Source organism: Corynebacterium maris DSM 45190, assembly GCF_000442645.1.
GTDB lineage: Bacteria > Actinomycetota > Actinomycetes > Mycobacteriales > Mycobacteriaceae > Corynebacterium > Corynebacterium maris.
Genome location: NC_021915.1, coordinates 696,139 through 718,807 on the forward strand (window position 1 = coordinate 696,139; position 22,669 = coordinate 718,807).

General features: G+C 66.8%; 24 protein-coding genes. 15 read left to right on the forward strand and 9 right to left on the reverse strand.

The features are described from left to right. Positions 1–136 precede the first annotated feature (136 nt). From B841_RS03335 to B841_RS03345, 4 genes are all read left to right on the forward strand, one after another. The gene (locus tag B841_RS03335; RefSeq protein WP_020934073.1) at positions 137–856 is read left to right on the forward strand and encodes a response regulator transcription factor; all 720 of its coding nucleotides are present in this window, start codon (positions 137–139) and stop codon (positions 854–856) included. Beyond that, entirely contained in the window at positions 853–1,968 is a 1,116-nt protein-coding gene (locus B841_RS03340; protein ID WP_041631722.1) for a sensor histidine kinase, read from the forward strand. Before B841_RS03335 ends, B841_RS03340 begins: the two co-directional genes overlap by 4 nt. Positions 1,969–2,129: 161 nt before the next feature. Beyond that, positions 2,130–2,462, forward strand: coding sequence for a heavy-metal-associated domain-containing protein (locus B841_RS13555; RefSeq protein WP_020934075.1), 333 nt, complete (start codon positions 2,130–2,132; stop codon positions 2,460–2,462). Positions 2,463–2,511: 49 nt separating this feature from the next. Further along, positions 2,512–4,752 carry a copper-translocating P-type ATPase gene (locus B841_RS03345; RefSeq protein WP_084481958.1) on the forward strand — a complete coding sequence of 747 codons (2,241 nt, stop codon included), beginning with the start codon at positions 2,512–2,514 and terminating at the stop codon, positions 4,750–4,752. Positions 4,753–4,815: 63 nt separating this feature from the next. Here B841_RS03345 and B841_RS03350 read toward each other — a convergent pair whose 3' ends face one another. Then, positions 4,816–5,412 (reverse strand): class I SAM-dependent DNA methyltransferase, encoded by a 597-nt coding sequence (locus B841_RS03350; RefSeq protein ID WP_052337794.1) that lies wholly within the window; start codon positions 5,410–5,412, stop codon positions 4,816–4,818. Positions 5,413–5,725: 313 nt separating this feature from the next. On the opposite strand from B841_RS03350, the gene B841_RS03355 reads away from it, so the two are divergent. Together B841_RS03355 and B841_RS03360 are read left to right on the forward strand one after the other, a co-directional pair. After that, positions 5,726–7,249: a molybdopterin-dependent oxidoreductase gene (locus B841_RS03355; RefSeq protein ID WP_020934078.1), complete on the forward strand. Its 1,524-nt coding sequence runs from the start codon at positions 5,726–5,728 to the stop codon at positions 7,247–7,249. 6 nt (positions 7,250–7,255) lie between these two features. Further along, positions 7,256–7,525, forward strand: coding sequence for a hypothetical protein (locus B841_RS03360; RefSeq protein ID WP_020934079.1), 270 nt, complete (start codon positions 7,256–7,258; stop codon positions 7,523–7,525). A gap of 312 nt (positions 7,526–7,837) precedes the next feature. On the opposite strand, the gene B841_RS03365 is transcribed toward B841_RS03360, so the two are convergent. Together B841_RS03365 and B841_RS03370 are read right to left on the reverse strand one after the other, a co-directional pair. Continuing rightward, on the reverse strand, positions 7,838–8,563 hold the full coding sequence (locus tag B841_RS03365; protein ID WP_041631723.1) for a slipin family protein: 726 nt from the start codon (positions 8,561–8,563) through the stop codon (positions 7,838–7,840). Between the two features lie 304 nt (positions 8,564–8,867). Next, a complete protein-coding gene (locus B841_RS03370; protein ID WP_020934081.1) occupies positions 8,868–9,281 on the reverse strand; it encodes a DUF3151 domain-containing protein in 414 nt (137 codons plus the stop codon). 88 nt (positions 9,282–9,369) lie between these two features. Between B841_RS03370 and B841_RS03375 the strand changes: the two genes are divergently transcribed. Continuing rightward, positions 9,370–11,463: an acyltransferase family protein gene (locus tag B841_RS03375; protein WP_041631724.1), complete on the forward strand. Its 2,094-nt coding sequence runs from the start codon at positions 9,370–9,372 to the stop codon at positions 11,461–11,463. Here the strand turns inward: B841_RS03375 and B841_RS03380 are convergent. The 4 genes from B841_RS03380 to B841_RS03395 all read right to left on the reverse strand — a co-directional run bounded on the left by B841_RS03380 (position 11,460) and on the right by B841_RS03395 (position 15,482). Next, positions 11,460–12,053 (reverse strand): Maf family protein, encoded by a 594-nt coding sequence (locus B841_RS03380; RefSeq protein ID WP_020934083.1) that lies wholly within the window; start codon positions 12,051–12,053, stop codon positions 11,460–11,462. The genes B841_RS03375 and B841_RS03380 overlap by 4 nt on opposite strands. Then, positions 12,054–12,263, reverse strand: a complete 210-nt coding sequence (locus B841_RS03385; RefSeq protein WP_020934084.1) for an acyl-CoA carboxylase subunit epsilon — start codon at positions 12,261–12,263, stop codon at positions 12,054–12,056. Between the two features lie 25 nt (positions 12,264–12,288). Further along, positions 12,289–13,710, reverse strand: coding sequence for an acyl-CoA carboxylase subunit beta (locus B841_RS03390; protein WP_020934085.1), 1,422 nt, complete (start codon positions 13,708–13,710; stop codon positions 12,289–12,291). 140 nt (positions 13,711–13,850) lie between these two features. Then, complete coding sequence (locus B841_RS03395; RefSeq protein WP_020934086.1) at positions 13,851–15,482, reverse strand: acyl-CoA carboxylase subunit beta; 1,632 nt, start codon at positions 15,480–15,482, stop codon at positions 13,851–13,853. 142 nt (positions 15,483–15,624) lie between these two features. Here B841_RS03395 and B841_RS03400 point away from each other — a divergent pair, with 142 nt between their 5' ends. The 5 genes from B841_RS03400 to purE all read left to right on the forward strand — a co-directional run bounded on the left by B841_RS03400 (position 15,625) and on the right by purE (position 20,094). Further along, positions 15,625–16,353 (forward strand): biotin--[acetyl-CoA-carboxylase] ligase, encoded by a 729-nt coding sequence (locus B841_RS03400; RefSeq protein ID WP_020934087.1) that lies wholly within the window; start codon positions 15,625–15,627, stop codon positions 16,351–16,353. A 24-nt stretch (positions 16,354–16,377) separates the two neighbouring features. Then, entirely contained in the window at positions 16,378–16,848 is a 471-nt protein-coding gene (locus B841_RS03405) for a hypothetical protein (protein WP_041631726.1), read from the forward strand. 115 nt (positions 16,849–16,963) lie between these two features. Further along, positions 16,964–18,319, forward strand: coding sequence for an MFS transporter (locus B841_RS03410; protein WP_020934089.1), 1,356 nt, complete (start codon positions 16,964–16,966; stop codon positions 18,317–18,319). Further along, complete coding sequence (locus tag B841_RS03415; protein ID WP_156844846.1) at positions 18,319–19,584, forward strand: 5-(carboxyamino)imidazole ribonucleotide synthase; 1,266 nt, start codon at positions 18,319–18,321, stop codon at positions 19,582–19,584. The genes B841_RS03410 and B841_RS03415 overlap by 1 nt, the downstream gene beginning before the upstream one ends. A gap of 9 nt (positions 19,585–19,593) precedes the next feature. After that, a complete protein-coding gene (gene purE, locus B841_RS03420; RefSeq protein WP_020934091.1) occupies positions 19,594–20,094 on the forward strand; it encodes a 5-(carboxyamino)imidazole ribonucleotide mutase in 501 nt (166 codons plus the stop codon). Between the two features lie 103 nt (positions 20,095–20,197). On the opposite strand, the gene B841_RS03425 is transcribed toward purE, so the two are convergent. After that, positions 20,198–20,494 carry a hypothetical protein gene (locus B841_RS03425; protein WP_020934092.1) on the reverse strand — a complete coding sequence of 99 codons (297 nt, stop codon included), beginning with the start codon at positions 20,492–20,494 and terminating at the stop codon, positions 20,198–20,200. 246 nt (positions 20,495–20,740) lie between these two features. Here B841_RS03425 and B841_RS03430 point away from each other — a divergent pair, with 246 nt between their 5' ends. From B841_RS03430 to B841_RS03440, 3 genes are read left to right on the forward strand one after another with little or no spacing between them, the layout of a single operon-like run. Then, entirely contained in the window at positions 20,741–21,022 is a 282-nt protein-coding gene (locus B841_RS03430; RefSeq protein WP_156844683.1) for a hypothetical protein, read from the forward strand. Further along, a complete protein-coding gene (locus B841_RS03435; RefSeq protein WP_156844685.1) occupies positions 21,015–21,470 on the forward strand; it encodes a hypothetical protein in 456 nt (151 codons plus the stop codon). Before B841_RS03430 ends, B841_RS03435 begins: the two co-directional genes overlap by 8 nt. A 19-nt stretch (positions 21,471–21,489) precedes the next feature. Continuing rightward, positions 21,490–21,960, forward strand: a complete 471-nt coding sequence (locus B841_RS03440) for a YdcF family protein (protein ID WP_020934095.1) — start codon at positions 21,490–21,492, stop codon at positions 21,958–21,960. 15 nt (positions 21,961–21,975) lie between these two features. Here the strand turns inward: B841_RS03440 and B841_RS03445 are convergent, their stop codons facing one another. Further along, on the reverse strand, positions 21,976–22,629 hold the full coding sequence (locus B841_RS03445; RefSeq protein WP_020934096.1) for a TIGR03089 family protein: 654 nt from the start codon (positions 22,627–22,629) through the stop codon (positions 21,976–21,978). Positions 22,630–22,669 lie beyond the last annotated feature (40 nt).

Genomic DNA, 22,669 nt, shown 5'->3' on the forward strand with positions numbered 1-22,669 from the left:
GAAGGGGCGCACGGGAGTCTCGGCGGGGGAAGGAGGGCGCAGGTGGGCAGGATGGTTTTTAAAGATTCGACGAAGATGTCCTCCCCGACCCCTGTCTAAGGCGGCAGCATCCCAGGGTGGGGCGATACTGGGACCTATGACTGAGCACATACCGATCACTGACCCGCCGCGGGGACGGGTGTTGGTCGTCGACGATGAACAACCCCTGGCACAGATGGTGGATACCTACCTCACCCGGGCCGGGTTCGACACCGCCCAGGCCCATACCGGGCCCGCGGCCATAGATCATGCCCGCCGGTGGGATCCTGATGTCATCGTGCTGGATCTGGGGCTTCCCGGCCTCGACGGACTCGAGGTGTGCCGACGTATCCGCGCGTTTTCCGACTGCTACATCCTCATGCTCACCGCCCGCAGCAGCGAAGACGACGCCATCACCGGGCTGACCGCCGGGGCCGATGACTACATCACCAAACCTTTTGGCATCCGCGAGCTGGTTACCCGGGTCAGGGCGGTCCTACGTCGGCCCCGCCTCAGCGACGGCACTCCTGTCGCCGCCCCGCTAAGAGTCGGCGAGCTGGTCATCGACCCGTCTGCCCACGAGGTCCGGATCAACGACAGGTCCGTGGCCGTGACCCGGACCGAATTTGAGCTGCTGCGCCTCCTGGCGCTTCGACCCGGGCAGGTGTTGACCCGCCAAGAGCTGGTCACCGAGGTGTGGGACACCACCTGGGTCGGCGATGAACGCGTCGTCGACGTCCACATCGGTAACCTGCGGCGCAAACTCGACGCCGATGCCCAGCGACCAGGTGTCATCGAGACCGTGCGCGGGGTCGGCTACCGGATGGGACAACCATGAGTCAGGGACCCGGTTTGGCCTTCCGCTTCCTCGCCGCCCAGGTGGTAGTGGTGACCAGCAGCCTTGCCGTGGCCGTGGTCGTCGCCTCCCTGGTGGGCCCACCGCTATTTCATGACCATCTCCTGATGGCCGGGGTGCAGGGCCCGTCCCTGGAACAGCTTCACGCCGAGCAGGCCTACCGAGACGCCAACCTGATCACCCTGGCGGTGGCTTTACCCACCGCCGTGCTCTGCGCGGTGGCCGCCAGTATCTGGCTGTCTCGTCGGTTGCGCACCCCGCTGCAGAACCTGACGCGCGCGGCGAGCACCGTCGCCGACGGCAACTACCGGGTGCGCGTCCCTGCCGGGGGCACCGGCCCGGAAGTCACGTCCCTGGCGAACGCCTTCAACACCATGGCCGATCGCCTGGAGCACACCGAGGATCTCCGCCGGCAGATGCTCTCCGATTTGGCCCATGAGCTGCGCACTCCGGTCTCCGTGCTGGCGGTTTACCTCGACGGTCTCGAAGACGAGGTGGTCGACTGGAACCTCGCCACGCACACGGTCATGGCTGAGCAGCTCACCCGCTTAACCCGTCTGGTCGAAGACATTGATGAGGTTTCCCGGGCGCAGGAAAATCGGATCAACCTCGACCTGGCCACAGAGGACCTCGCTGAACTTGTTCACGCGGCGGCCGCTGCGGCGAGGCACACCTACGCCGACAAGGGCGTCGAACTGCAGGTCGAGGCCGTGCCCGGCACCGCCTGCGTCCTCGTTGACCGACACCGCTTCGGCCAAGTCATGGACAACCTCCTGACCAACGCGCTGCGCCACACCCCGGCCGGTGGCCGCGTCACTATCCGCGCGAGAGTCCAGGGGAAAGACGCGGTGATGATCGACGTCGCCGACACCGGCGACGGCATGACTAAGGAGCACCTGGCGCACATCTTCGAACGCTTCTACCGCGCAGACAGCGCCCGCGACCGCGACCACGGTGGCGCCGGCATCGGATTGACCATCTCCCGAGCCCTGGTCGAAGCCCACGGCGGAGCCTTGACCGCCACCTCAGCCGGGCCTACAGCGGGTTCCGTGTTCACCCTCCGCCTGCCTGTAGTCCCCACGGAGCCCACCTGATGCACCCACGATCCCTACACCTCACCTTCTTCTCCCGGGGGCCACCACAAGCTTGACCACCGGGGCACTGATCCCAATCACCCCATGACATATACCCACTAGGGGTATATCATGAAGGGGAGTATCCCACCCGATCTCACCGACCCACAGGAGCACGTTCGATGACCACGCCGACTCCCCGCCTGCTACCACTGGCCTCCCCCGGCTGTGCATGCTGCGCGCCCTCTGCCCCGTCTGCACCCACCCCCGACCCGGCCGCGGCTCGTAGTGTCGCACCATCTGAGGCGGCGGCCACCTACCGGGTCACGGGCATGACCTGCGGACATTGCGCGGCCAGTGTCATCGCAGCCGTGCGTGCCCTACCCCTGGTCGACGACGTCCACATTGAGCTTGCCGCCGGCGGTGTTTCCACCGTCACCGTTACCGGCACTGCATCCCCACCGGTAGTCCGACACGCCATCGAGGACGCCGGTTACACCGTCCTGGTCTCCTGACCAGCCCCCCCACCTCACCTCTGCTGAAAAAGCGAGCGAAAGGAGTAGCATGACCACCCCGCGTCCTAACGGCAATACCCATGGTCACAACCACCACGCCGATGCCGATACCCATGGTCAGGCGATGCCCCACGACCATCCCCACTCAGCCCTGGCCGAGAAACACCCCGGCCACACGGGGCAAGAACATGCCGGTGGTGACCATGACCACCACGACGATCATCATGTCCACGGCCACGGCGAGCACGCCGGCCACAGCACGGCCATGTTCAAAAACCGTTTCTGGTTATCACTGATCCTGTCCGTGCCGGTCGTCATCTTCAGCCCGATGTTCGCCGACATGCTCGGCTACCAGATCCCGGAATTCCCCGGCTCCACCTGGATCGCCCCCATCCTGGGCACCATCATCTTCTTCTACGGCGGGATGCCTTTCCTCAAGGGCGGCTGGACGGAACTGACATCACGCCAACCCGGCATGATGCTACTGATCACGATGGCGATCACCGTGGCATTCGTGGCCTCCTGGGTCACCACCTTAGGCATCGGCGGCTTTGACCTGGACTTCTGGTGGGAACTGGCCCTGCTGGTGACCATCATGCTGCTGGGGCACTGGATGGAGATGCGCGCATTAGGCTCGGCGTCGTCCGCCCTGGACGCACTGGCGGAACTTCTGCCCGAGGACGCAGAGAAAGTGGAAGGTGAGACCACCCGCACCGTGGCCATCTCCGAGCTGACCATTGACGACGTCGTCCTGGTCCGGGCCGGCGCCCGGGTACCGGCTGATGGCACCATCATTGACGGAGCGGCCGAGTTCGACGAGGCCATGATCACCGGGGAATCTCGCCCCGTTGTCCGCGAGACCGGCGAACACGTGGTCGCCGGCACCGTGGCCACCGACAACACCGTGCGTGTGCGCATCGAAAAAACCGGCGAAGACACCGCCTTAGCCGGCATCCAACGCATGGTCGCCGATGCCCAGGCCTCCTCCTCGCGTGCCCAGGCACTGGCCGACCGGGCGGCCGCCTGGTTGTTCTGGTTCGCCCTTATCGCCGGCATCATCACCGCGATCGTGTGGTCTATCGTCGGCGGCCCCGCCGATGCGGTGGTACGTACCGTCACGGTGTTAGTCATCGCCTGCCCGCACGCCCTGGGCCTGGCGATTCCGCTGGTGATCGCGATCTCCACCGAACGCGCCGCCCGTTCCGGCGTACTGATCAAAGACCGCATGGCACTCGAGCGCATGCGCAGCATCGACGTGGTGTTATTTGATAAGACCGGCACCCTGACCGAAGGCGCACACGCGGTCACCGGCGTGGCGCCGACACCCGAGGTCACCGAGGGTCAGTTACTGGCCCTGGCCGCGGCGGCCGAAGCCGACAGTGAACATCCCGTGGCCCGCGCGATTGTCACCGCCGCGGGTGCACACCCTGAGGCCGCAGGCCTGCGGCTGCGGGGCACGGACTTTACCGCGGCCTCCGGTCGGGGTGTGCGCGCTGTCGTCGACGGCTCCGAGATCGTCGTCGGCGGGCCCAATATGCTGCGGGAATTCCACCTGACCAACCCCGGGGTGATCGAGGAGCAGACCAAGGCCTGGCAACAGCGCGGGGCCGGTGTGCTGCATGTGGTCCGTGACGGGCAGATCATCGGCGCCCTGGCCGTGGAAGATCAAGTGCGCCCCGAATCGCGTGCGGCTGTACGCGCCCTGCAAGAGCGCGGCGTCAAGGTCGCGATGATCACCGGGGATGCCCGCCAGGTCGCCCACGCCGTGGGTAAGGATCTGGGCATCGACGAGGTCTTCGCCGAAGTCCTGCCCCAGGACAAGGACACTCAGGTCACCGAGTTGCAGTCCCGGGGCTTGAGCGTGGCGATGGTCGGCGACGGCGTCAACGACGCCCCCGCCCTGGCTCGCGCCGAGGTCGGCATCGCGATCGGCGCCGGCACCGATGTAGCCATGGAATCCGCCGGGGTGGTATTGGCCAGCGATGACCCGCGGGCGGTGCTGTCGATGATCGAATTATCGCAGGCCAGCTACCGCAAGATGATCCAGAACCTGATCTGGGCCTCTGGCTACAACATCATCGCCGTGCCCTTGGCCGCCGGCGTGCTCGCCCCCATCGGATTCGTGCTCTCTCCGGCCGTGGGTGCGATCTTGATGTCGCTGTCGACGATCATCGTCGCGCTCAACGCCCAGCTACTACGCCGTATCGATTTGGATCCGGCCCACCTGGCCCGCATCGATCACACGCGAGATCCTGCCCGGTCAACGGAGCCGGTGACCACCAACCACTGACCAGCACATGAGCACCTGTCTGGGACTATCGCCGTGGCGGTCACCTGTGTACGACCACCCTGCCTATCTCCTGCTCGCCTTAGCGGTGAGATAGGCATGGGGAACCTGAGGATCCCAGTGGCTGTCGATCACCTGGAAGCCCGCGGTCTCCAGTGCCTGGGTGAGTTCATCCAGCGGCCAGCGGTAGGCGGTGGCCACGGGATGATACATCGGTTCCAGAGAAGTCCCGGAGAAAAAAGACATCAGCAGGCTACCGCCGTCCTTCACCGCTGTGCGCAGTGCGATCAGGGCGTCGGGCAGCTCGTCCGGGCCCATGTGGATCAGGGAGTACCAGGCCAACAGGCCCGCCCAGCGCTTCGGGCAATCGGAGAGATCGGCGATGGCGCCGTGGTGGAAGGTCACCGAAGGATGGGTGCGGCGAGCCAGTTCCACCAGTCGTGTCGCCGGTTCCACGCCTTCCACCTCGTACCCGAGACCAGCTAAGTGTCCGGCCCACCGCCCCGTGCCAGCGCCGACATCTAAGATGACTCCGTCGATACCGCGGGCCCAGGGCTCGATGAGCCTGCGGTCGGGATCATCGGGCGAGACAGTCGTTCCGAGCATGCGATCTGCATCAAAACTCGGGGAACTGTAGGCCTTGCTCACGTCATCGGTTGCCATGAGCGCCACCCTAAGCGTGCTCCCCACCCTGCGGGGTGGGCAGAGCGGGGCGGAGAAACCCCGCAGGTGACCCCCGAGGCCGATAGCGAGGTGGCTCTTCGGGTTCCAAGAGCGAAAGGGGACGGTGCGCAGGGAAGATCTCTCGGTCATCGGACTGGTGGCCGGGGACACACGCTGCCCGTGTCCTGCGGGAAGTACCCCCGCCACGGGGGATTGCCCTTATTTTTCCCCGACCCCCTCATTAGTGTGAGGTGCATCATACCTGGATGGTTCCTTGTCCATTGATGAAAGCTTACGACTTCAGGAGGTCGTTGTGGAGGTCAACCCAGATTTTCCGTTGTGGCTGCGTGCCACGCACCTGATCAATTTCGTTCTCATCGGCATGCTGTTGCGCTCCGGGTGGGAAATTTTAGCGTCGATGCCGCGGTTGTGGTGGCGCAACGACTGCGCCCCGGGCACCGAGTGGCTGCGTTTTACCCGCCGAAAACTGCCCAAAGAGGAAGGCGTCTACACCTCCTTGATGGATGAGAAATCACTGTCGCCGCTGATCGGGCTACCCGGTCGAGAAAACATCGGCCTGGGCAGGCACTGGCACGGGATGTCGGTGATGCTGTGGGTGCTCAACGGCATCGTCTACGTCGTCCTGTTGTTTGCCACCGGGTTGTGGCAGCGCATCATCCCCACCTCCTGGGACGTGTTCCCCGAGGCGTGGGAGACGTTGAAGGTCTATCTCGGCTTCCGGGCCCCGGGCATCGAGCACTTCACGCCCTACGACTCCCTACAGATGCTCGGCTACACCTTCGTCATTTTCATCCTGGCGCCGTTTTTGATCCTCACCGGCGTCGCGATGGCCCCGGCCATCCGGTCGCGTTACCCGTGGTACGTCAAACTCTTCGGCGGACACCAGGGGGCACGCTCCCTGCACTTTATCGCCATGGTGTTAATGACCGGTTTCGTGATCATGCATGTGGGCTTGGTCTTTTTGGTGCACGGCGACTACAACATGGTCCACATGGTCTTCGGCGACATGGACACCACCCGCGCCGCGCAGGCCTACACCATTGTCATCGCCACCATCGTCGTGGTTGTCTTGTTCTGGATCGTGCTCAGCTACTGGTCCCTGGCGGATCGGGCCCGGGCCCAGCGCATCACCGCAGGCGTCAGTGAGATCGGGCGCAAGCTGTTTCTCAACTGGATGCGCCCGCGGATGAGTAAGCAAAAAGCCTACACAGACAAAGACATCTCCGAGTTTCACTGGACCAACGGCCTGCCTCCCACCGATGACGAATCCCCCGGCTGGGTGGAGGCCCGCGACAATGACTGGCAGGGCTACACCATCGTCCTCGGCGATGACCTCACCGGCGCCGAGAAGACCGTCACCCTCGAGGATCTCAAAGCATTGCCGCAAGTCTCGTATGTCGCCGTACACACATGTATGCAGGGCTGGTCGGCGACCTCGCGGTGGACCGGGGTGCGGCTGCGTGACCTGCTGGAGCTGCTCGGCCCGAAGCCTGCGGATGCGCAATATCTACTGGTCGACTCCTACGGTCTGGCGCAGAAGATGTACGACAACCGGCCCCGGGAGCCGTTCTACGCGGTGATTGATCTGGAGACCGCCTATGAAGATGACACGATCGTCGCCTATGAGCGCAACGGCCACCCGCTGGAGACCCACCTCGGGGCGCCCGCCCGCCTACGGGTGGAATCCAACCACGGTTACAAGATGGTCAAATGGATTCATTCGATACGCTGGATCAAAGACTACGCCGACTACGGTGATGGTCGTGGTGGAACCCGTGAGGATTCCGCCCTCCAGGCATTCAACGGAAGGATCTGACCGGCAATGTCAGACATTGTGTCCTGTCGCTTCACCGTCAGCGGCGTGCGTTCCGACAGGGACGTCAAAAAGGCCCTGCAGTCCCTCTACGACATCTTCGCCGATCACGGTCTCGGGCAGGCGGCCTTCGAGATCACCGGTGATGAACACGCCGAGCTGATCGTCAAACACTTAGCCTCCGTTACACCGGATCCGGCCATCATCGACCAGGCGCTGGCCCGCGCGGGGAATTACCGGGTGATTTCCACGCACCTGCATTCCGACCACTCCGGCTAACCCATTCTTATCACTCGGCCGGTGAGGTGCCGACCGGGGCAGCACCCGGCTGTAGCTCGCATAAGAGATCGCGCAGGTAAGGAACATGGTCGGCGATCCTCGGGCAGTGGCACCCCAGCATGGGAGTATCGATTCCGATGGGAAGCAGTCATCGAGTTCGGCGCCTACGTGACATAGCGACCTGCGCAACTGGCTGAATGCGTGGAACGAGGGCCCGTCCGTTGATCTGGGCGAAAACGGCCGAGAAGATTCTGGCCTCCGTCGGCCCTACTTGAAACGAAGTAACGGCGTAGGGCACTAAAATCTCTCGCCTTACACCTGTTCGCCGCGCACCTCGACGGTGGATCCCGGCGGCAGGGCCTCGAGCATCCGGATCTTCGCCAACACGGGGTTTTGCTCCAGCACTTTGGCGCTGGCCAGGCGGGCGCGAGTGGTCTTCACCTCGGTGCGGGCGCGCTCCAGGTCGGTCTCTGCCTTGACCTTGCTCACCAGCGACTCCTGCAGCGCCCTGGCGTAATCAGAGGGCAGACTGATGTCTTTGAGCAGCACCGTGGCCACCTCCACGCCGACGCCCGCCGCGGTTTTCTGCGCGGCCGCCAACACCGGGGCAAGGTCGATGCGGGCGCCCACGAACGCCTCCAACGGCAGTTCGGCCACGAGCTCGCGCAGGGCGATCTGGGCGGCGAGGTAGATTTCCTCGTCCGGTCCCTGCGCAGCAGAGACGAAGGACACCGGGTCGACCGTGCGCGCCGACAGCGCCAGCGTGACGGTCACCGTCAGGGCGTCGGCGGTGGGGATCGACTGCGGGTGCAGCTGGATCAGCCGGCGGCGCAGATCCACCTGCCGGAACCGGTCGCCCGGGCGAGAGAACTGGCGGGCGCTCAACCGGGTGATCTCCCCATCGCGCTGGCGCAACATGGCGTGCCCGGCCTGCTGCACGGGGGAACGCAGCGACGACTGCTGCCACGTTCCACCGTTCGACAACGGCGCATACATTGCCCAACCATGGTCGGTGGAGCGGGAACGAAAGACACCCATGCGATCACCCACAGAGTTTAGGGGGTTGCCGCCGGCCGAGAAACCGACGACGGCGGGGACACCGGTGCGTCCCCTACGCCGACGAGGCGCAGGTTCGGGCCGGACCGCTGGCCGACGCCGAGGGAAGATCCCGGGCGACGACAACCCGTTACAGGAGAGGGGACTCGAACCCCGTTGGCCTCACAGGCCGTGCCACAGCGGGCCGCATCAGTTCAATCGGGAACACCCTCGGAAGACCGGAAGCGCCCAGCAACCACGATGCGGTGCTGGGCACAGATTAGCGGAATTCTCCGCCGGGGGAGCGCTACTTGTCCAGGAGAGTGGCCACGGAGTCCGGGTCGGCGTCGGAGAGCATCTGGCGGCAGCGGTCGTACTCGGCGTCCTCGCCGATGGCCTGCGCCGCGAGGGCGAGCACGGCGATGGCGCGCAGCACCGGGCGGTTCGCCTCGTGCGAGTAGGGGACCGGCCCCCATCCCTTCCAGCCGTTGGCGCGCAGGCGGTCCAGGGAGCGGTGGTAGCCGGTGCGGGCGAAAGCGTAGGCGGTGAGCTTGTCTTCGTCGGAGTCCGCGGCGTCGAGCGCCCGCTCCGCCTTGGTGGCCCACACGTCCGGGCTGTCCGGGTGGGCGAAAGCGGTGGCGGCGTCGAGCTGGTCTTTGCCGGCAGCGGGATCGGCGGGCAGTTCCACCGGCGGCGGGGCGAGCATGTCGTTGATCTTCATACCGTCCCACCCTAGCGGCTACGCCAGACCACGGCGGCCGGGGTTGTACTCTTAAGCAAACCTAAGATTGAGGGGTGCAGCACGGATCATGTCGATGATCACGCAGGAGCAGAAGGCGTTGCGGACGGTTCCGTACCGCTATGACCTGGACGGCCTCCGGGGAATCGCGATCGCCTTCGTGGTGCTCTTCCACGTGTTCGTGGGGCGGGTCTCCGGTGGGGTGGACGTCTTCCTGCTGCTCTCCGGGTACTTCTTCCTCGGCTCTCAGCTGCGCTACGCTTCCCGCGACCACGCGTCGGCGAACCCGTGGTGGCCGATCTGGCGCACCGTGCGGCGGTTGTTGCCGGGGCTGCTGCTGGTGTTGGGCGCGACCGCCGCGGTCGCCCTGACGTGGCTTCCGCAGATGCGGCGAGTGGAGATCATCGACCAGTTCACGGCCAGCCTCTTTTATGTGCAGAACTGGGAGCTCGCCGCCCAAGACGCCGATTACAACGTCGCCTCCGACACCGTCAGCCCCCTGCAACACCTGTGGTCGATGGCCGTGCAGGGGCAGTTCTACCTGTTGGCGATCGCCTTGGCCATGATCGTCATCTGGCTGCGCCGGGCCGGGATCAACCTCAGCCGCTGGGTGGGTCCGCTGCTGGCCGCCGTCACGGTTGTCTCTTTTCTGTACGCCTGGTACTTGCACGGCCAGGATCAGTCACTGAACTACTACTCCACGTGGGCCCGCATGTGGCAACTCACGCTGGGTGGGCTGCTGGCGCTCTACGGGCACCGGGTGACGCTGCACCCGCGGCTGCAGGGGCTGCTCACCTTCGTGGGCCTGGCTATGGTGCTGAGCACGGGAGTGCTTTTCGACGGCGCCGCCTTATTCCCCGGCCCCGCCGCCCTCTACCCGGTCGGCGGCGCGGTGCTGGTGATCCTCGGCGGCGGCCAGGGGGCCACCGCCGGGTGGCTGGCCCGTCCCGTCATGCGCTGGCTGGGTGACATCGCCTACCCGCTGTACCTGTGGCATTGGCCGCTGCTCATCCTCAGCCTGGCCCTGCTCGAGCGGGACGCCGTCTCGATTCCGCACGGTGTGGCGGTGGTGGCCGCGTCGGTGGTCCTGGCGGACCTCACGCACCGGCTGGTGGAGAAACCGTTGCGCCAACACGCCAAAAGGCCGACCGCAGGTGAAGCGCGGGCCCGGGCGGCCAGGGCACAGCTGCGCATCTCCAGCGCCGCGCGCGCCCGGGCCGTCGGGGGTGCGGCGCTGGCCGTGGTGCTCGTCGGCCTGCTCACGGTGCAGGGGGTGTGGCAGGCGCGCCTCAGTAGCGCGGACGGGGCGGCGCTGGATCCCGCCCAGTATCCCGGCGCCCGCGTCCTGCTCGGCGCGGAGGCGCCGGACGTGGACCCCAAACCCGAACCGGACTTGGTGGGCTCGATCTTTTCGCGGGTCTGGACCGAAGGATGCATCTCCCGCTTCGGCGACGACCCGCGCGTCTTACCGGTCGATGAACAAGGCGCGGACTGCATTTTCGGCGACGCCGACGGCGACCGGGAAGTCTACGTGGTCGGTGGCTCCCACGCGGAGCAGTGGGTGGTCCCGCTCAACGCGCTGGGCCAGGAGCACGGCTTCAAGGTGATCCCGTTGGTGCGGCAGTCCTGCCCCACGTTCGTGGAGGACCGCGCCGGGGTCTTCGAACCGGATTGCGCGGAGTTCAATGAGCGGGTCGTGGACCGGCTCGCGGAGGCGGATCCGGACCTGGTGTTGTCCACGGCCACACGCCCCGCCGTCGAAGACGGCGGCCGTGTGGAGGAGCTGCCGGAGTCCTACCTGACGTTCTGGGAGTTCCTCGCGGAGCGGGACATTCCGTTCGTCGGGTTGCGCGACAACCCGTGGAAGACCTTCGAGGACGGCTCGGAGTTGTCCGTGCCGTTGTGTGTCCTCGACACCGGGGACCTGTACGGGTGCGGCGTCGGGGAGGACGAATTTTATCAGGCGAGCGATCCGGCCGCGGAGATCCTTGACCCGCTGCCGAACGCGAAGGCCGTGGACACTTCAGGCTGGTACTGCGCGGACGGGCAGTGCCCGGCGGTGATCGGAAATATCTTCGTCTACCGCGACGGCAACCACCTCTCCGTGCCGTATGTCCATTCGCTGGCGCCGTTGCTGTGGGAAGAGATCGCCGAGTTCCTCTAGCGGGCCCAGAAGTCGCTGACGTCCAAGCTGAAGGAGTACAGCGCCCGGCGCAGCAGCGGCAGGGACAGTCCGATGACGGAGGAGGGGTCGCCTTCGATGCGGTCGATGAACCAGCCGCCGAGGGCTTCCAGGGTGAAGGCGCCGGCGCATTCCAGCGGCTCGCCGGAGCGGGCGTAGGCCTGGATGTCGGCGTCGGTGGCGTCGGCGAAGAAGACGCGCGTGGTGGCCGTGTCCACCACGCGTTCGGAGCCGCGGATGATGCAGTGCCCGGTCAGCAGCTCGGCGGTCTTGCCGGCCTGCCGCCGCCACCGTTCAGTGGTGGCGTCCACGGTGTGCGGTTTGCCCTGCAGTTCGCCGTCGAGCAGCAGCATGGAGTCGCAGCCGATGACCACGTCGTCGGGGAAGTCGTCGGCCACGGCCGCCGCTTTCGCGGAGGCCAGGGCGGCGACGCGTTCGGCCGGCGGGGCGTCGATAAGCTCCGCCAGCAGGGCGTCCTCGTCGACGTCGGCGGGGCGGATCACCGGCTCCACGCCCGCGGAGCGCAGGATGCCGAGTCGGGAAGGTGACTGGGAGGCGAGGACGATCCGCATTTAGTAGAACGTCACCGAGTGGAAGGCACGCGGGTTGAACACCGTCTGCGTCTGCAGGCGGTTGTCCGGGCGGCCCCAGAGGTTGCGCTCGTTGGCGTCGGCCGGTTTCGCGGCGGCGGCGAGTTGGGTGAAAACGGCGGTCAGGGCAGCGACCTCCGTATCGGAAGGGTTGCCTTTGAGCACCTTGAACAGGGGGGTGGCGTCAGACATGTGTCTCCTTGTCGCGGCGGGTAGGTTACAGCGGGATGTTGCCGTGCTTCTTGGGCCGGGTGACGACGACCTTGCGCTCCAGAAGCAGCAGGCCGTCGGCCACCTTGGCGCGGGTGGTGGATGGTTCGATGACGGCGTCGACCAGACCGAGCTCGGTGGCGCGGTAGGGGTTGAGGTGTTCGGCCGCGTACTTCTCGACGTCGGCGTCCAGCGCCGCGGCGGCGGCCTGGGCGCCGGTGACGGCGATCTGGGCGGTCGGCCAGGCATACACCAGGTCTGCGCCGGTGTCCTTCGCGCCCATGAGCACGTAGGCGGAGCCGAGTGCGCGGCGCAGCACGACGGTGATCTTGCCGACGCTGGCCTCCGCGTTGGCGTACGCCAACTGGGCGGCGGCCTGCTGCACGGTGGGCGAGTCAGCCTCTGCGGGGTCGATGCCGGCGGAGTCGACGAACTGGACGATCGGCAGGTTGAAGGCGTCGCAGGTGCGGATGAACCGGGCGGCCTTGTTCGCGGCGGCGGCGTCCAAGACAGCGTCCTGGACCGTCGGCTGGTTGGCGATCACGCCGACGGGGCGCCCGTCGACGTGGGCGAAGGCGGTGAGGACGTTGCCGGCGACCCCGGCCTTGACCTCCAATAGCGTGGCGTCGTCGACGATCTGCGTCAGCACGGCGCGCACGTCGAAGGCCTCGCCCTCGGCGTCCGGGATGGCCGTGTCCAGCGCCGCAGACTCCGTGGCGGGCCGCTCCGGGGCGTCGCGGCGCGGGGCCTCCGCGCGGTTGTTGACCGGCAGGTAGGACAACACGGTGCGGGCGCGGGCGATGGCCTCGGCGTCGTCGGTCGCCGTCAGGTGCGCCGTGTCGTGGTCGAGGCCGATGACCAGGTCCGCCAACCACGGGCCCACGGACTGCAGTCCCTGGACGGAACCGCTGACCACCGCGATCTGGGGGACCAGCCCGGAGGCGTCGGCGGCGGCCTTGAACAGCTTCGCGTACATGCCCAGGGTGACCACGCCCTCGGCCAGACGTGGGCCGACGCCGGCGTAGATCCCGACGACCGGCACGCCGGTCTTGGTCGCGAGGTCGTAGACCTTCAGGATCTTCTCCGCGTAGACCTCGCCGAGGGCGCCGTCGAAGACGGTGTCGTCCTGGGAGAACACGCAGACGCGGCGGCCGCCGACCAGGCCGTAGCCGGTGACCACGCCGTCGGTGGCGGGCCGGGTGCGGTCCATCTTGAACTCGGTGGCGCGGTGGCGCGCCAGCGCATCGGTTTCGACGAAGGAATCCTCGTCCAACAGGGCCAACAGGCGTTCGCGCGCGGTCAGGTCGCCGGCCGCGTGCGTCGCCTCGATGGCCTCGTCGCCCACCGGGGACTGCGCTTCCGCAAGGCGGTTGCGCAGGTCAGTGAGCTTGCCACTCGTGGTGGTGAGATCGGGTTTCGCCTGTGTCATGGATGCTTAGTTTAGGCCTTTGCTGAAGTGAAGGGGAATCTGCGGCGTATATCGTCGCCGCCGGCGCAAACGTTTCACAAGCAGACGCCGCCGGAGGGCAGAGCGGATCTGCTCTCGGGCGGCGCACGGGGCTCGAGGCCCTACAGCGGGATGTTGCCGTGCTTGCGGGCCGGGCGCGAGACGTTCTTGTCGCGGTACAGGCGCAGGTTGCGGGCGATCATGCCGCGGGTCTCGCTCGGCAGGATGACCGAGTCGATGAGCCCGCGCTCAGCCGCGCTGTACGGGTTGAGCATGTGGTCCTCGTACTCGCGCTCGAAGGACTTGGCCAGCTCATCGACGTCGAGGCCCTTCTCCTTGGCCTGGGCCAGTTCCTTGCGGTAGATGAAGCCGACGGCGCCGGTGGCGCCCATGACGGCGATCTGGGCGGTCGGCCACGCCAGGTTGACGTCGGAGCCCAGGCCCTTGGAGCCCATCACGCAGTACGCGCCGCCGTAGGCCTTGCGCATGGTGACGGTGATCTTCGGGACGGTGGCCTCGCCGTAGGCGTAGAGCAGCTTCGCGCCGCGGCGCAGGATGCCGCCGTACTCCTGGTTGGCGCCCGGCAAAAAGCCCGGGACGTCGACGAGCATGACGATGGGGATGTTGAAGGCGTCGCAGGTGCGGATGAAGCGGGCGGCCTTCTCGGAGGAGTCGATGTCCAGGCAACCGGCGTAGACCATCGGCTGGTTGGCGACGAAGCCGACCGGCTGACCTTCGACGTGGCCGTAGGCGATGACCACGTTCTCCGCGCGCTGGGCCTGGATCTCCAGGTACTCGCCGTCGTCGGTGATGGACTCGATGACCTCGCGCACGTCGTACGGCTGGGTCGGGGAGTCCGGGATGATGCCGTCGAGCTTGAGGTCGTCGGCGGTGATGTTGTCGCCCACGCTGCCGTCCTCCGGCTCGTAGTCCTCGAGCGGGGCCAGGGAGCGGTTGTTCGACGGCAGGTAGGCCACCAGGTCGCAGACCCAGTCCAGGGCTTCCTCATCCGACTGGGCGACGTAGTGGGCGTTTCCTGCGGTGACCATGTGGGTCATGGCGCCGCCGAGCTCTTCCTGGGTGATTTCCTCGCCGGTGACGGTCTTGATCACGTCGGGGCCGGTGACGAACATCTTGGAGGTCTTGTCCACCATGACCACGAAGTCGGTCAGGGCGGGGGAGTAGGCGTTGCCGCCGGCGGAGGCGCCCATGATCACGGAGATCTGAGGGACGACGCCGGAGGCGTTGATGTTGTGCCAGAAGGTCCGCGCGATCATGTCCAGGGAGACCGCGCCGTCCTGGATGCGGGCGCCGGCGCCCTCGTACAGGCCGATCAGGGGGCGGCCGGTGGTCACGGCGAGCTCCATGATCTTGATCATCTTCTCGCCGTAGACCTCACCCAGGGCGCCGCCCATGATGGTGCCGTCCTGGGAGAAGATGCAGACCTCACGGCCGTCGATGGTGCCCCAGCCGGTGATGATGCCGTCGGTGGTGGGGCGCTTGGCCTGCATGTTGTAGTCGTGCGTGCGGTGCTTGGCCAGCATGTCGGTCTCGACGAAGGAGCCTTCGTCGAGGATGTGGTCCAAGCGCTCGCGGGCGGTGAGCCGGTCCTGGGCGTGGACCTTCTCGACGGCCTTGTCACCCATGGGCAGGGTGGCCTCCGCGCGACGCTTTTTCAGCTCTGCGATCTTGCCTGCGGTGGTCGAGACGTCGGAGAGACCCTCGATGCCGGTCAAATGTGAGGAAACGGTCATGTTTGGGAGCATAGACCTCGCGTGGGATAGTTTCCACTACGAAACTCGCGTGTCGGCGAACGAACTTACCTTTCCGCAGGTTACGCCACCGTAGGTTATGAAAGTTAATTGAGGGGCCTACCGTGACCTGCGGGAGGCTATCGTGGAGCGCGTGATACCCACCCAGCTCGCTGATTTATACCCGCACATCGACCTCGTCGAGTCCACCGGGTCCACCAACGCCGACCTGCTCGCCGGCGACGCCCCGCACGGCGCGGTGCTCATCGCCCGCCACCAGAGCGCCGGCCGCGGCCGCCGGGGCAGGCAGTGGAGCGCACCCGCCGACACCCAGTTAATCTTCTCCGTCCTCCTGCGCGTTACGGACGTCGAAAGGCTCGGGACCCTGACGCTGGCCGCGGGTCTGGCCGTCACCGACGTCATCGCCCCGGCCACCCTCAAGTGGCCCAACGACGTGCTCATCGACGGCCGCAAGCTCTGCGGCATCCTCGCCGAAGCGGCCTCCGGGCCGGACGGGGAGTTCACGGTCGTTGTCGGCGTCGGCTTAAACCACCTGCTCACCCGCGAGCAGTTGCCCGTCCCGCACGCCACCTCCCTGGCCCTGGAAGGCGTCGACGTCACCCGCGAACAGCTCACAGTCGACGTGCTCACCGCGCTCGCCGCCCGCCTGGAGCAGTGGCAGGCGAATGACCCGCAGCTCATGGCCGATTACCGCGCCACCTGCTCCTCCATCGGCCAAGACGTCCGACTGGAGGCGCCCACCGGAAACGTCGAGGGCACGGTCATCGCCGTCGCCGACGACGGCCGCATCATCATCGACGGTGAAGCCTTCGCCGCCGGCGACGTCACCCACCTGCGTTTGCGGGGTCAGTAGCCCGGGGCACTACCCTGATCACACATGGAAGCATTCAGGCTGGGGAGAGGGGAGATCGTGCGCGCCGACATGACGGCGCCCGCACGCACCCTCTTCTTCCCGTTCCTGGAGCTCATCCTCATCACGGGCGTCTGCGCCATCGCCGTCGGCTACATGGACCGTCCCGGCGTCGACTGGGACCCCATCCTGCGCAACGCCGTGCTCGTGCTGTGGACGGCGCTGAGCGTCTGGCGCTTCGTTCTGCCCTTGATCCGGGCCCGCCGCCACCGCTTCATGGTCACCAACCACCGCGTCATCGTCCGTTCCGGCCGGTGGCGCGCCCGCACCGACTCCATCCTGCTGCGCGACGTCTACTCCGTGCGCCGGCACCGCCGCGGGATCTCCATCGCCATCCACGGCTACCGGCGGGCCCTGCTGTTCCCGGACGTGCCCAAAGCCAAGAAGATCGTGCAGCTGATCGATCCCGCGCCGCCCGCCGTCCCACCCCGCTGGTGAGGTTGATGACGTATCTTCGGGGCCGCTGCCCCATACTGTGGTGAGTCATGTGACCGGACGCGCTCGCGCGCAGGTTGTGTGCCGTTGCCCCCAGACCTCAACCAAGGAGTGAACTATGGCGACTCCCGCGACCGTCGCGCCGGCGGCGGACACCGCGGCGTCGAGGAAGGAACAGCGCCGCGTCCTGGGCGCCACCCTCGTCGGGACCACCGTCGAGTGGTACGACTTCCTGATCTACGCCAACGCGGCGGCGATCATCTTCGCCGCCCAGTACTTCGGCCCGCTGGGGGAGGAGAACCCGCAGCTCGCCCAGATCCTGTCGTACGCCTCCATCGGCATCTCCTTCCTGTTCCGCCCCTTCGGCGCGGTGCTGGCCGGCTGGGTCGGCGACCGCTTCGGCCGCCGGATGGTGCTGATGCTCACCCTCGGGCTGATGGGCGTGGTCACCACGCTGATCGGCCTGCTGCCCAACTACGCCTCCATCGGGGTCTGGGCCCCGATCATCCTCGTCGTCCTGCGCATCCTGCAGGGCATCTCCGCGGGCGGGGAATGGGGCGGGGCGGCCATGATGGCCGTCGAACACGCCCCGCGGCACAAGCGCGGCGTCTTCGGCGCCTACCCGCAGATCGGCGTGCCGGTGGGCATGCTGCTGGCCACGGGCGTGCTCGGCACGGTCTCCCTCCTGCTCGACGACGAGCAATTCGCCGCCTGGGGCTGGCGCGTGCCCTTCTTAGTCTCCTTCGTGCTGATCTTCGTGGGCTTCTACATCCGCCGCAAGGTCGCCGAAAGCCCCGCCTTCGAGGAACTGAAGAAGAAAGGCAAGGCCCAGGCCCCGCTGCGGCAGCTCTTCGGCCAAGAATTCGGCACCGTGCTCAAGGCCGCGCTGGCGTTCGCCGGCAACAACGCCGCCGGCTACATGATCGTCGGCGGGTTCATCCTCGGCTACACCACCACGACACTCGACATGAACCGGGAGATGATGCTGCTGATCATCACCGTCGCCTCCGTCTCCTGGATCTTCACGACGCTGCTCAGCGGCTCCCTGTCCGACCGGATCGGGCGCAAACCCACCTACCTGATCGGCTACGTGCTGCAGTTCGTGTGGGTGATCCCGATGTTTCTGGCCATCGACACCGCCAACCCCTGGCTGATCCTGTGTGCGGTGCTGGTCTACACCGTCTCCCTCGGCCTGACCTACGGGCTGCAGTCGGCGATGTTCGCCGAGATGTTCCCGGCGCATATCCGCCTGTCCGGCGTGTCCATCGCCTACGCCGTCGGCGCCATCGTCGGCGGCGCGTTTTCGCCGATGATCGCGCAGCTGCTCGTCGGGGAGACCGGCTGGCTGGGCTCCGTCGGCGTCTACCTCATGGTGATGGCCGTGATCTCGATCATCGCGGTGCTGTCCATCGGCGAAACCCGCGGCGCACCGCTGACCCAGGCGGAAGAAGACGAGGAACCGGCACGGGCATGATGCCCGGCCCGGGCGCGAGGCTGGCTATAGTAAGGCCCGTGAGTGACACCGCAGGTAACCCGAGCACCCATCCCGCCCACGCACCCGGCATGGCCACCGTCGCCGTCATCGGCGACGGCCAGCTGGCCCGCATGATGCAGACTTCCGCCATCGAGCTGGGCCAATCGATTCGGCTGCTGGCCGGCGCACAGGACTCCTCCGCCGCCCAAGTCTGCGCGGACGTCCTGATCGGCGACTACACCGATCTGGCCGATCTGCGGCGCGCCGTCGACGGGGCGGACGCCGTCACCTTCGACCACGAGCACGTGCCCAACGAGCACCTCCAGACGCTCATCGACGCCGGCGTCAACGTCCAGCCGCAGCCCGCCGCGCTGGTGCACGCGCAGGACAAACTGACCATGCGCACCAAGCTCGCCGAGATCGGCGCCCCGGTCCCGGACTTCGCGGCCATCGAGTCCGTCGCCGACGCCGAGACCTTCTTCGAGCGCGTCGACGGCAAGGTCTGCCTCAAGGCCCGCCGCGGCGGCTACGACGGCCACGGCGTGTGGTTCCCCGACACGATCGAAGAACTCCGGGAGACCGTCACCGAGCTGCTGGACAAGGGCGTCCCGCTGATGGCCGAGCGCAAGCTGGCCTTCGACCGCGAACTCTCCGCCATGGTCGCCCGCACCCCCTCCGGCGAGGTCAAGGCCTGGCCGGTCGTCGAATCCGTGCAACGCGGCGGCATCTGCGTCGAGGCGATCTCCCCGGCGCCGGGGCTGACCCCGCAGCTGGCCGGCCAGGCGCAGGAGCTGGCCGGAACCATCGCCGCTGAACTCGGCGTCACCGGCGTGCTCGCCGTGGAGCTGTTCGAGGTCGACGGCCGGGTCTTCGTCAACGAGCTGGCCATGCGCCCGCACAACACCGGCCACTGGACCCAGGACGGGTGTGTGACCAGCCAGTTCGAGCAGCACCTGCGCGCGGTGCTGGACTACCCGCTCGGCTCCACGGAGGCGATGCAGCCGGTCACCGTCATGGCCAACACTCTCGGGGCGGACACCGAGGCGGAGATGCCGGTGGCCGAGCGCGTGCAGCACGTCATGCGCCGCTTCCCGCACGTCAAGATCCACCTCTACGGCAAGTCCTACCGCGCGGGCCGCAAGCTGGGGCATGTGAACGTCACCGGCCGGGACGTGGCGGCCACCCGCCGCGAAGCGCAGTTGGCCGCGCACTTTCTCACCGACGCCGTGTGGGCCGACGGTTACCTCGCACACGAGACCAAGTAGGAGAGACATATGCAACCGCTCGTTGGCCTGATCATGGGCTCCGATTCCGACTGGGACACCGTGGAGCCCGCCGCCCAGGTGCTCGCCGATTTCCAGATCCCCTTCGAGGTCGGCGTGATGAGCGCGCACCGCACCCCGGAGCGCATGCTCGATTACGCCAAGACCGCCCGGGAACGCGGTCTGAAGGCGATCATCGCGTGCGCCGGCGGCGCCGCACACCTGCCCGGCATGGTCGCCGCCGCGACCCCGCTGCCGGTGATCGGCATCCCGCGCGCACTGAAGGATCTCGACGGTTTGGACTCGCTGCTGTCGATCGTGCAGATGCCCGCCGGCGTGCCGGTGGCCACCGTCTCCATCGGCGGGGCGAAGAACGCGGGCCTGCTGGCCGCGCGCATCCTCGGTGCCGGCGATGAGGCGCTGCTGCAGAAGATGGCCGACTACCAGGCCACCATGGCCGCCGAAGTCGAGCAGAAGGACGAGAACCTGCGCAAGCGGCTCATGGGGGAGTAGGGGGCTACTGGCGCCCGCGCACTAGGCGCGCCTAGTGCGAATAAGAACTGCCCCCGGTTCTGCACGTGCAGAACCGGGGGCAGTTTTGTCGTGCGGGGGCGGGCTAGTGGGGAGCCAATTCCCTGCCGGCCTCATCAGCCTCCGGGGCGGAGATCATCCCCATGTTGCGCATCACTCGCAGTCCAATCCCCATGACCGCCCCGTAGCCCAAGAACCCGAGGCCCCACCACATGTTCGCCCAGGACGCTTCGATGTGCTCCAGCGGGGTAGTCACCGCTGACTCGCCGATCTGCATCATGCGCATCGTGGTGTAAAAGCCATTCAGCGCCACCACCGCGAAAATCATGCCCACCGTCAGGGCGATCCAGACGGAGAGCCACAACCATTTCTGCGTCTTCATGCCGATTCCGTCCTTCCCTGGGTAGCGTGCGGATAGCGTATTCGTTGACCTGCAGTTTACGCGCTCAGCGAGAGTTTCGAAGGCGTTTGGCTCGGGATGGGGATTCTGCACGTGCAGAATAAGTCAGTGACGTTGCTCGTCCCCGATGACGACATCGAGCGCGAGCCCCTGCCTCATTCGCCTAGTCGTGCGGTCTTTCACAGCAGAAAACAAGGTTTGTCACCGCCATGTTCTATGGTCATACACATGAGTACCCCATCCCCGGGGCAGGACGTCGAGGCCGCCCCGATCCCCGACCCCGAGTGGCTGCGCGCCAAGCGAGGCGCGATCCATACAGAAGCAGACCTGCAGGAATTCGACGAGGAACTCGGCCGACTGGTCGACGACTTGAGCGACAAACCCGGCCGGACAGTACCGGCCGCCTTAGCCTGGACCGCCATCGGCGTCCTCGTCGCCATCCTGGTGATGCTGGGCGGCTGGGGACTGATGGAAATGGGATCTGCGATGTGGGAGTGGCTCAGTGAATAACAACTCAAAATCCTCCGGCTGCGCAGTGCTGCTCGTAGGACTGTTCATCATCGGACTCGTCATGTGGGGCATCGCCATCGCCCTGCAGGTGCTCGGCGTCGTCCTCCTGATCGGCGGGCCCGTCGTCGGACTGCTTATCGCCGTCTACGGCTGGCGCGGGGTCTGGCAGCGCAAGAAAAACCAGCAGCGCATCGACGCCCTGCAGGACATGGCTGACGACGCGCGCCGGGACCTCAACGACATCCACCTGGAGCTGGACTTCCTGAGCATGACCCAGGGCATCGGCACCGACCTGAACCAGACCGACCAGGCGGAGCTCGCACGGTTGAAGCTCAAGGCGTCATCTGCCAAGGAATTGCTGAACGCCGCCCCGACCCCGCAGAACCTGCGCGAAGCGCTGCACCAGGCGGAGGACGTCCGCCTGCGCTCCCACCGCCTGCTGTCTTGATCCCGGAGAAGTAGGTCACGTGAGCAAAGACAACGTGCTGGTGCTCGGCGCCCGCGTGAAAAACGGAGCCGCCCAGCCGGTACTGCTCTCCCGGCTGCGGCGGGCGCTGCGGCTCGTCGACGAGCTGGACCACGCAGGCAAACACCCCAGCGTGGTGGTTTCCGGAAGGGGAGAGGCGGAGGTCATGGCCGAATGGTTGAAGGACCAGGGCCTGGCCACCGATCGCATCCTGGTGGAGCCGCATGCGACCAGCACGAACGAGAACCTAGAAAACGCCCACGCCCTGCTGCCGGAGACCCGGCGGTGGTGGACGGTGACCAACGAGTTTCACGCCTGGCGCACGCGGTTGTGGGCCTGGCACCTGGGGGTGCCGGTGAAGATGGTCACCGCGCGCACCCCGCGGCAGCAACGGGGCGGGAACTATTTGCGGGAAATCTTCGCCACCCCGCATTCGGCGCTGCGGGTGCTGTGGCGGAAGATTCGGGGATAGGCAGGCCCCGGCGCACTACGCCCGGGCGGTGGTCTTTTCGCTCGCCGCGATCTCGTCGAGCCGGTCGGTGTCGGCGACGCCGGCGACGACCACCGCGGAACCGCCTCCGGCCAGCGGGCGCAGCACGACGTCGGTGAAACCGTCGAAGTCCGTCCACCCGGTCGACAGCAGCCGCTCGGTGGTGGGGGCGTCGATAATTTCCGGCAGCGCCGGGGCGTCACCGAAGTACTGGTCGCCGTAGAAGCGCACCGTCGGGCCGAAGTCGAGGGCGCCCAGCGGCATTTCCCCGCCGGACTCCTCAATGCCCCGGCCGAAAGGATCCTCAGAGACCAGCAGCACGTCGGCGCCGCTGCCGGCCCACGCCTCGTGGCGTTCCAGGGTGGTGAACACCGCGTCCTCGTCGCTGGGCTCGGAGGTCATGCGCACGTTCACGCGCGCGGCCAGGGCGCCGAAGACCGTGACCGCCGCCTGCCAGCCCACCGGCAGGTCGATCGCGATGGTGGAGCCTTCCTCCAGGTCGAGTTCCTCTTCGAGCATGTTCGCGATCTTGGCGGCCCAGTTGTCCAGGGTTTGGGCCGAGAAATCCATGCGTGCGCCGGTCGATTCGTTGTACGCCGTCAGCCGTGGGGCCGCCGGATCGGCGGACAGGAGATGAGCAAATAACTTCATGGCTCCCCACTGTAGGCACGAAGCGGGCGGGGAACGGGGG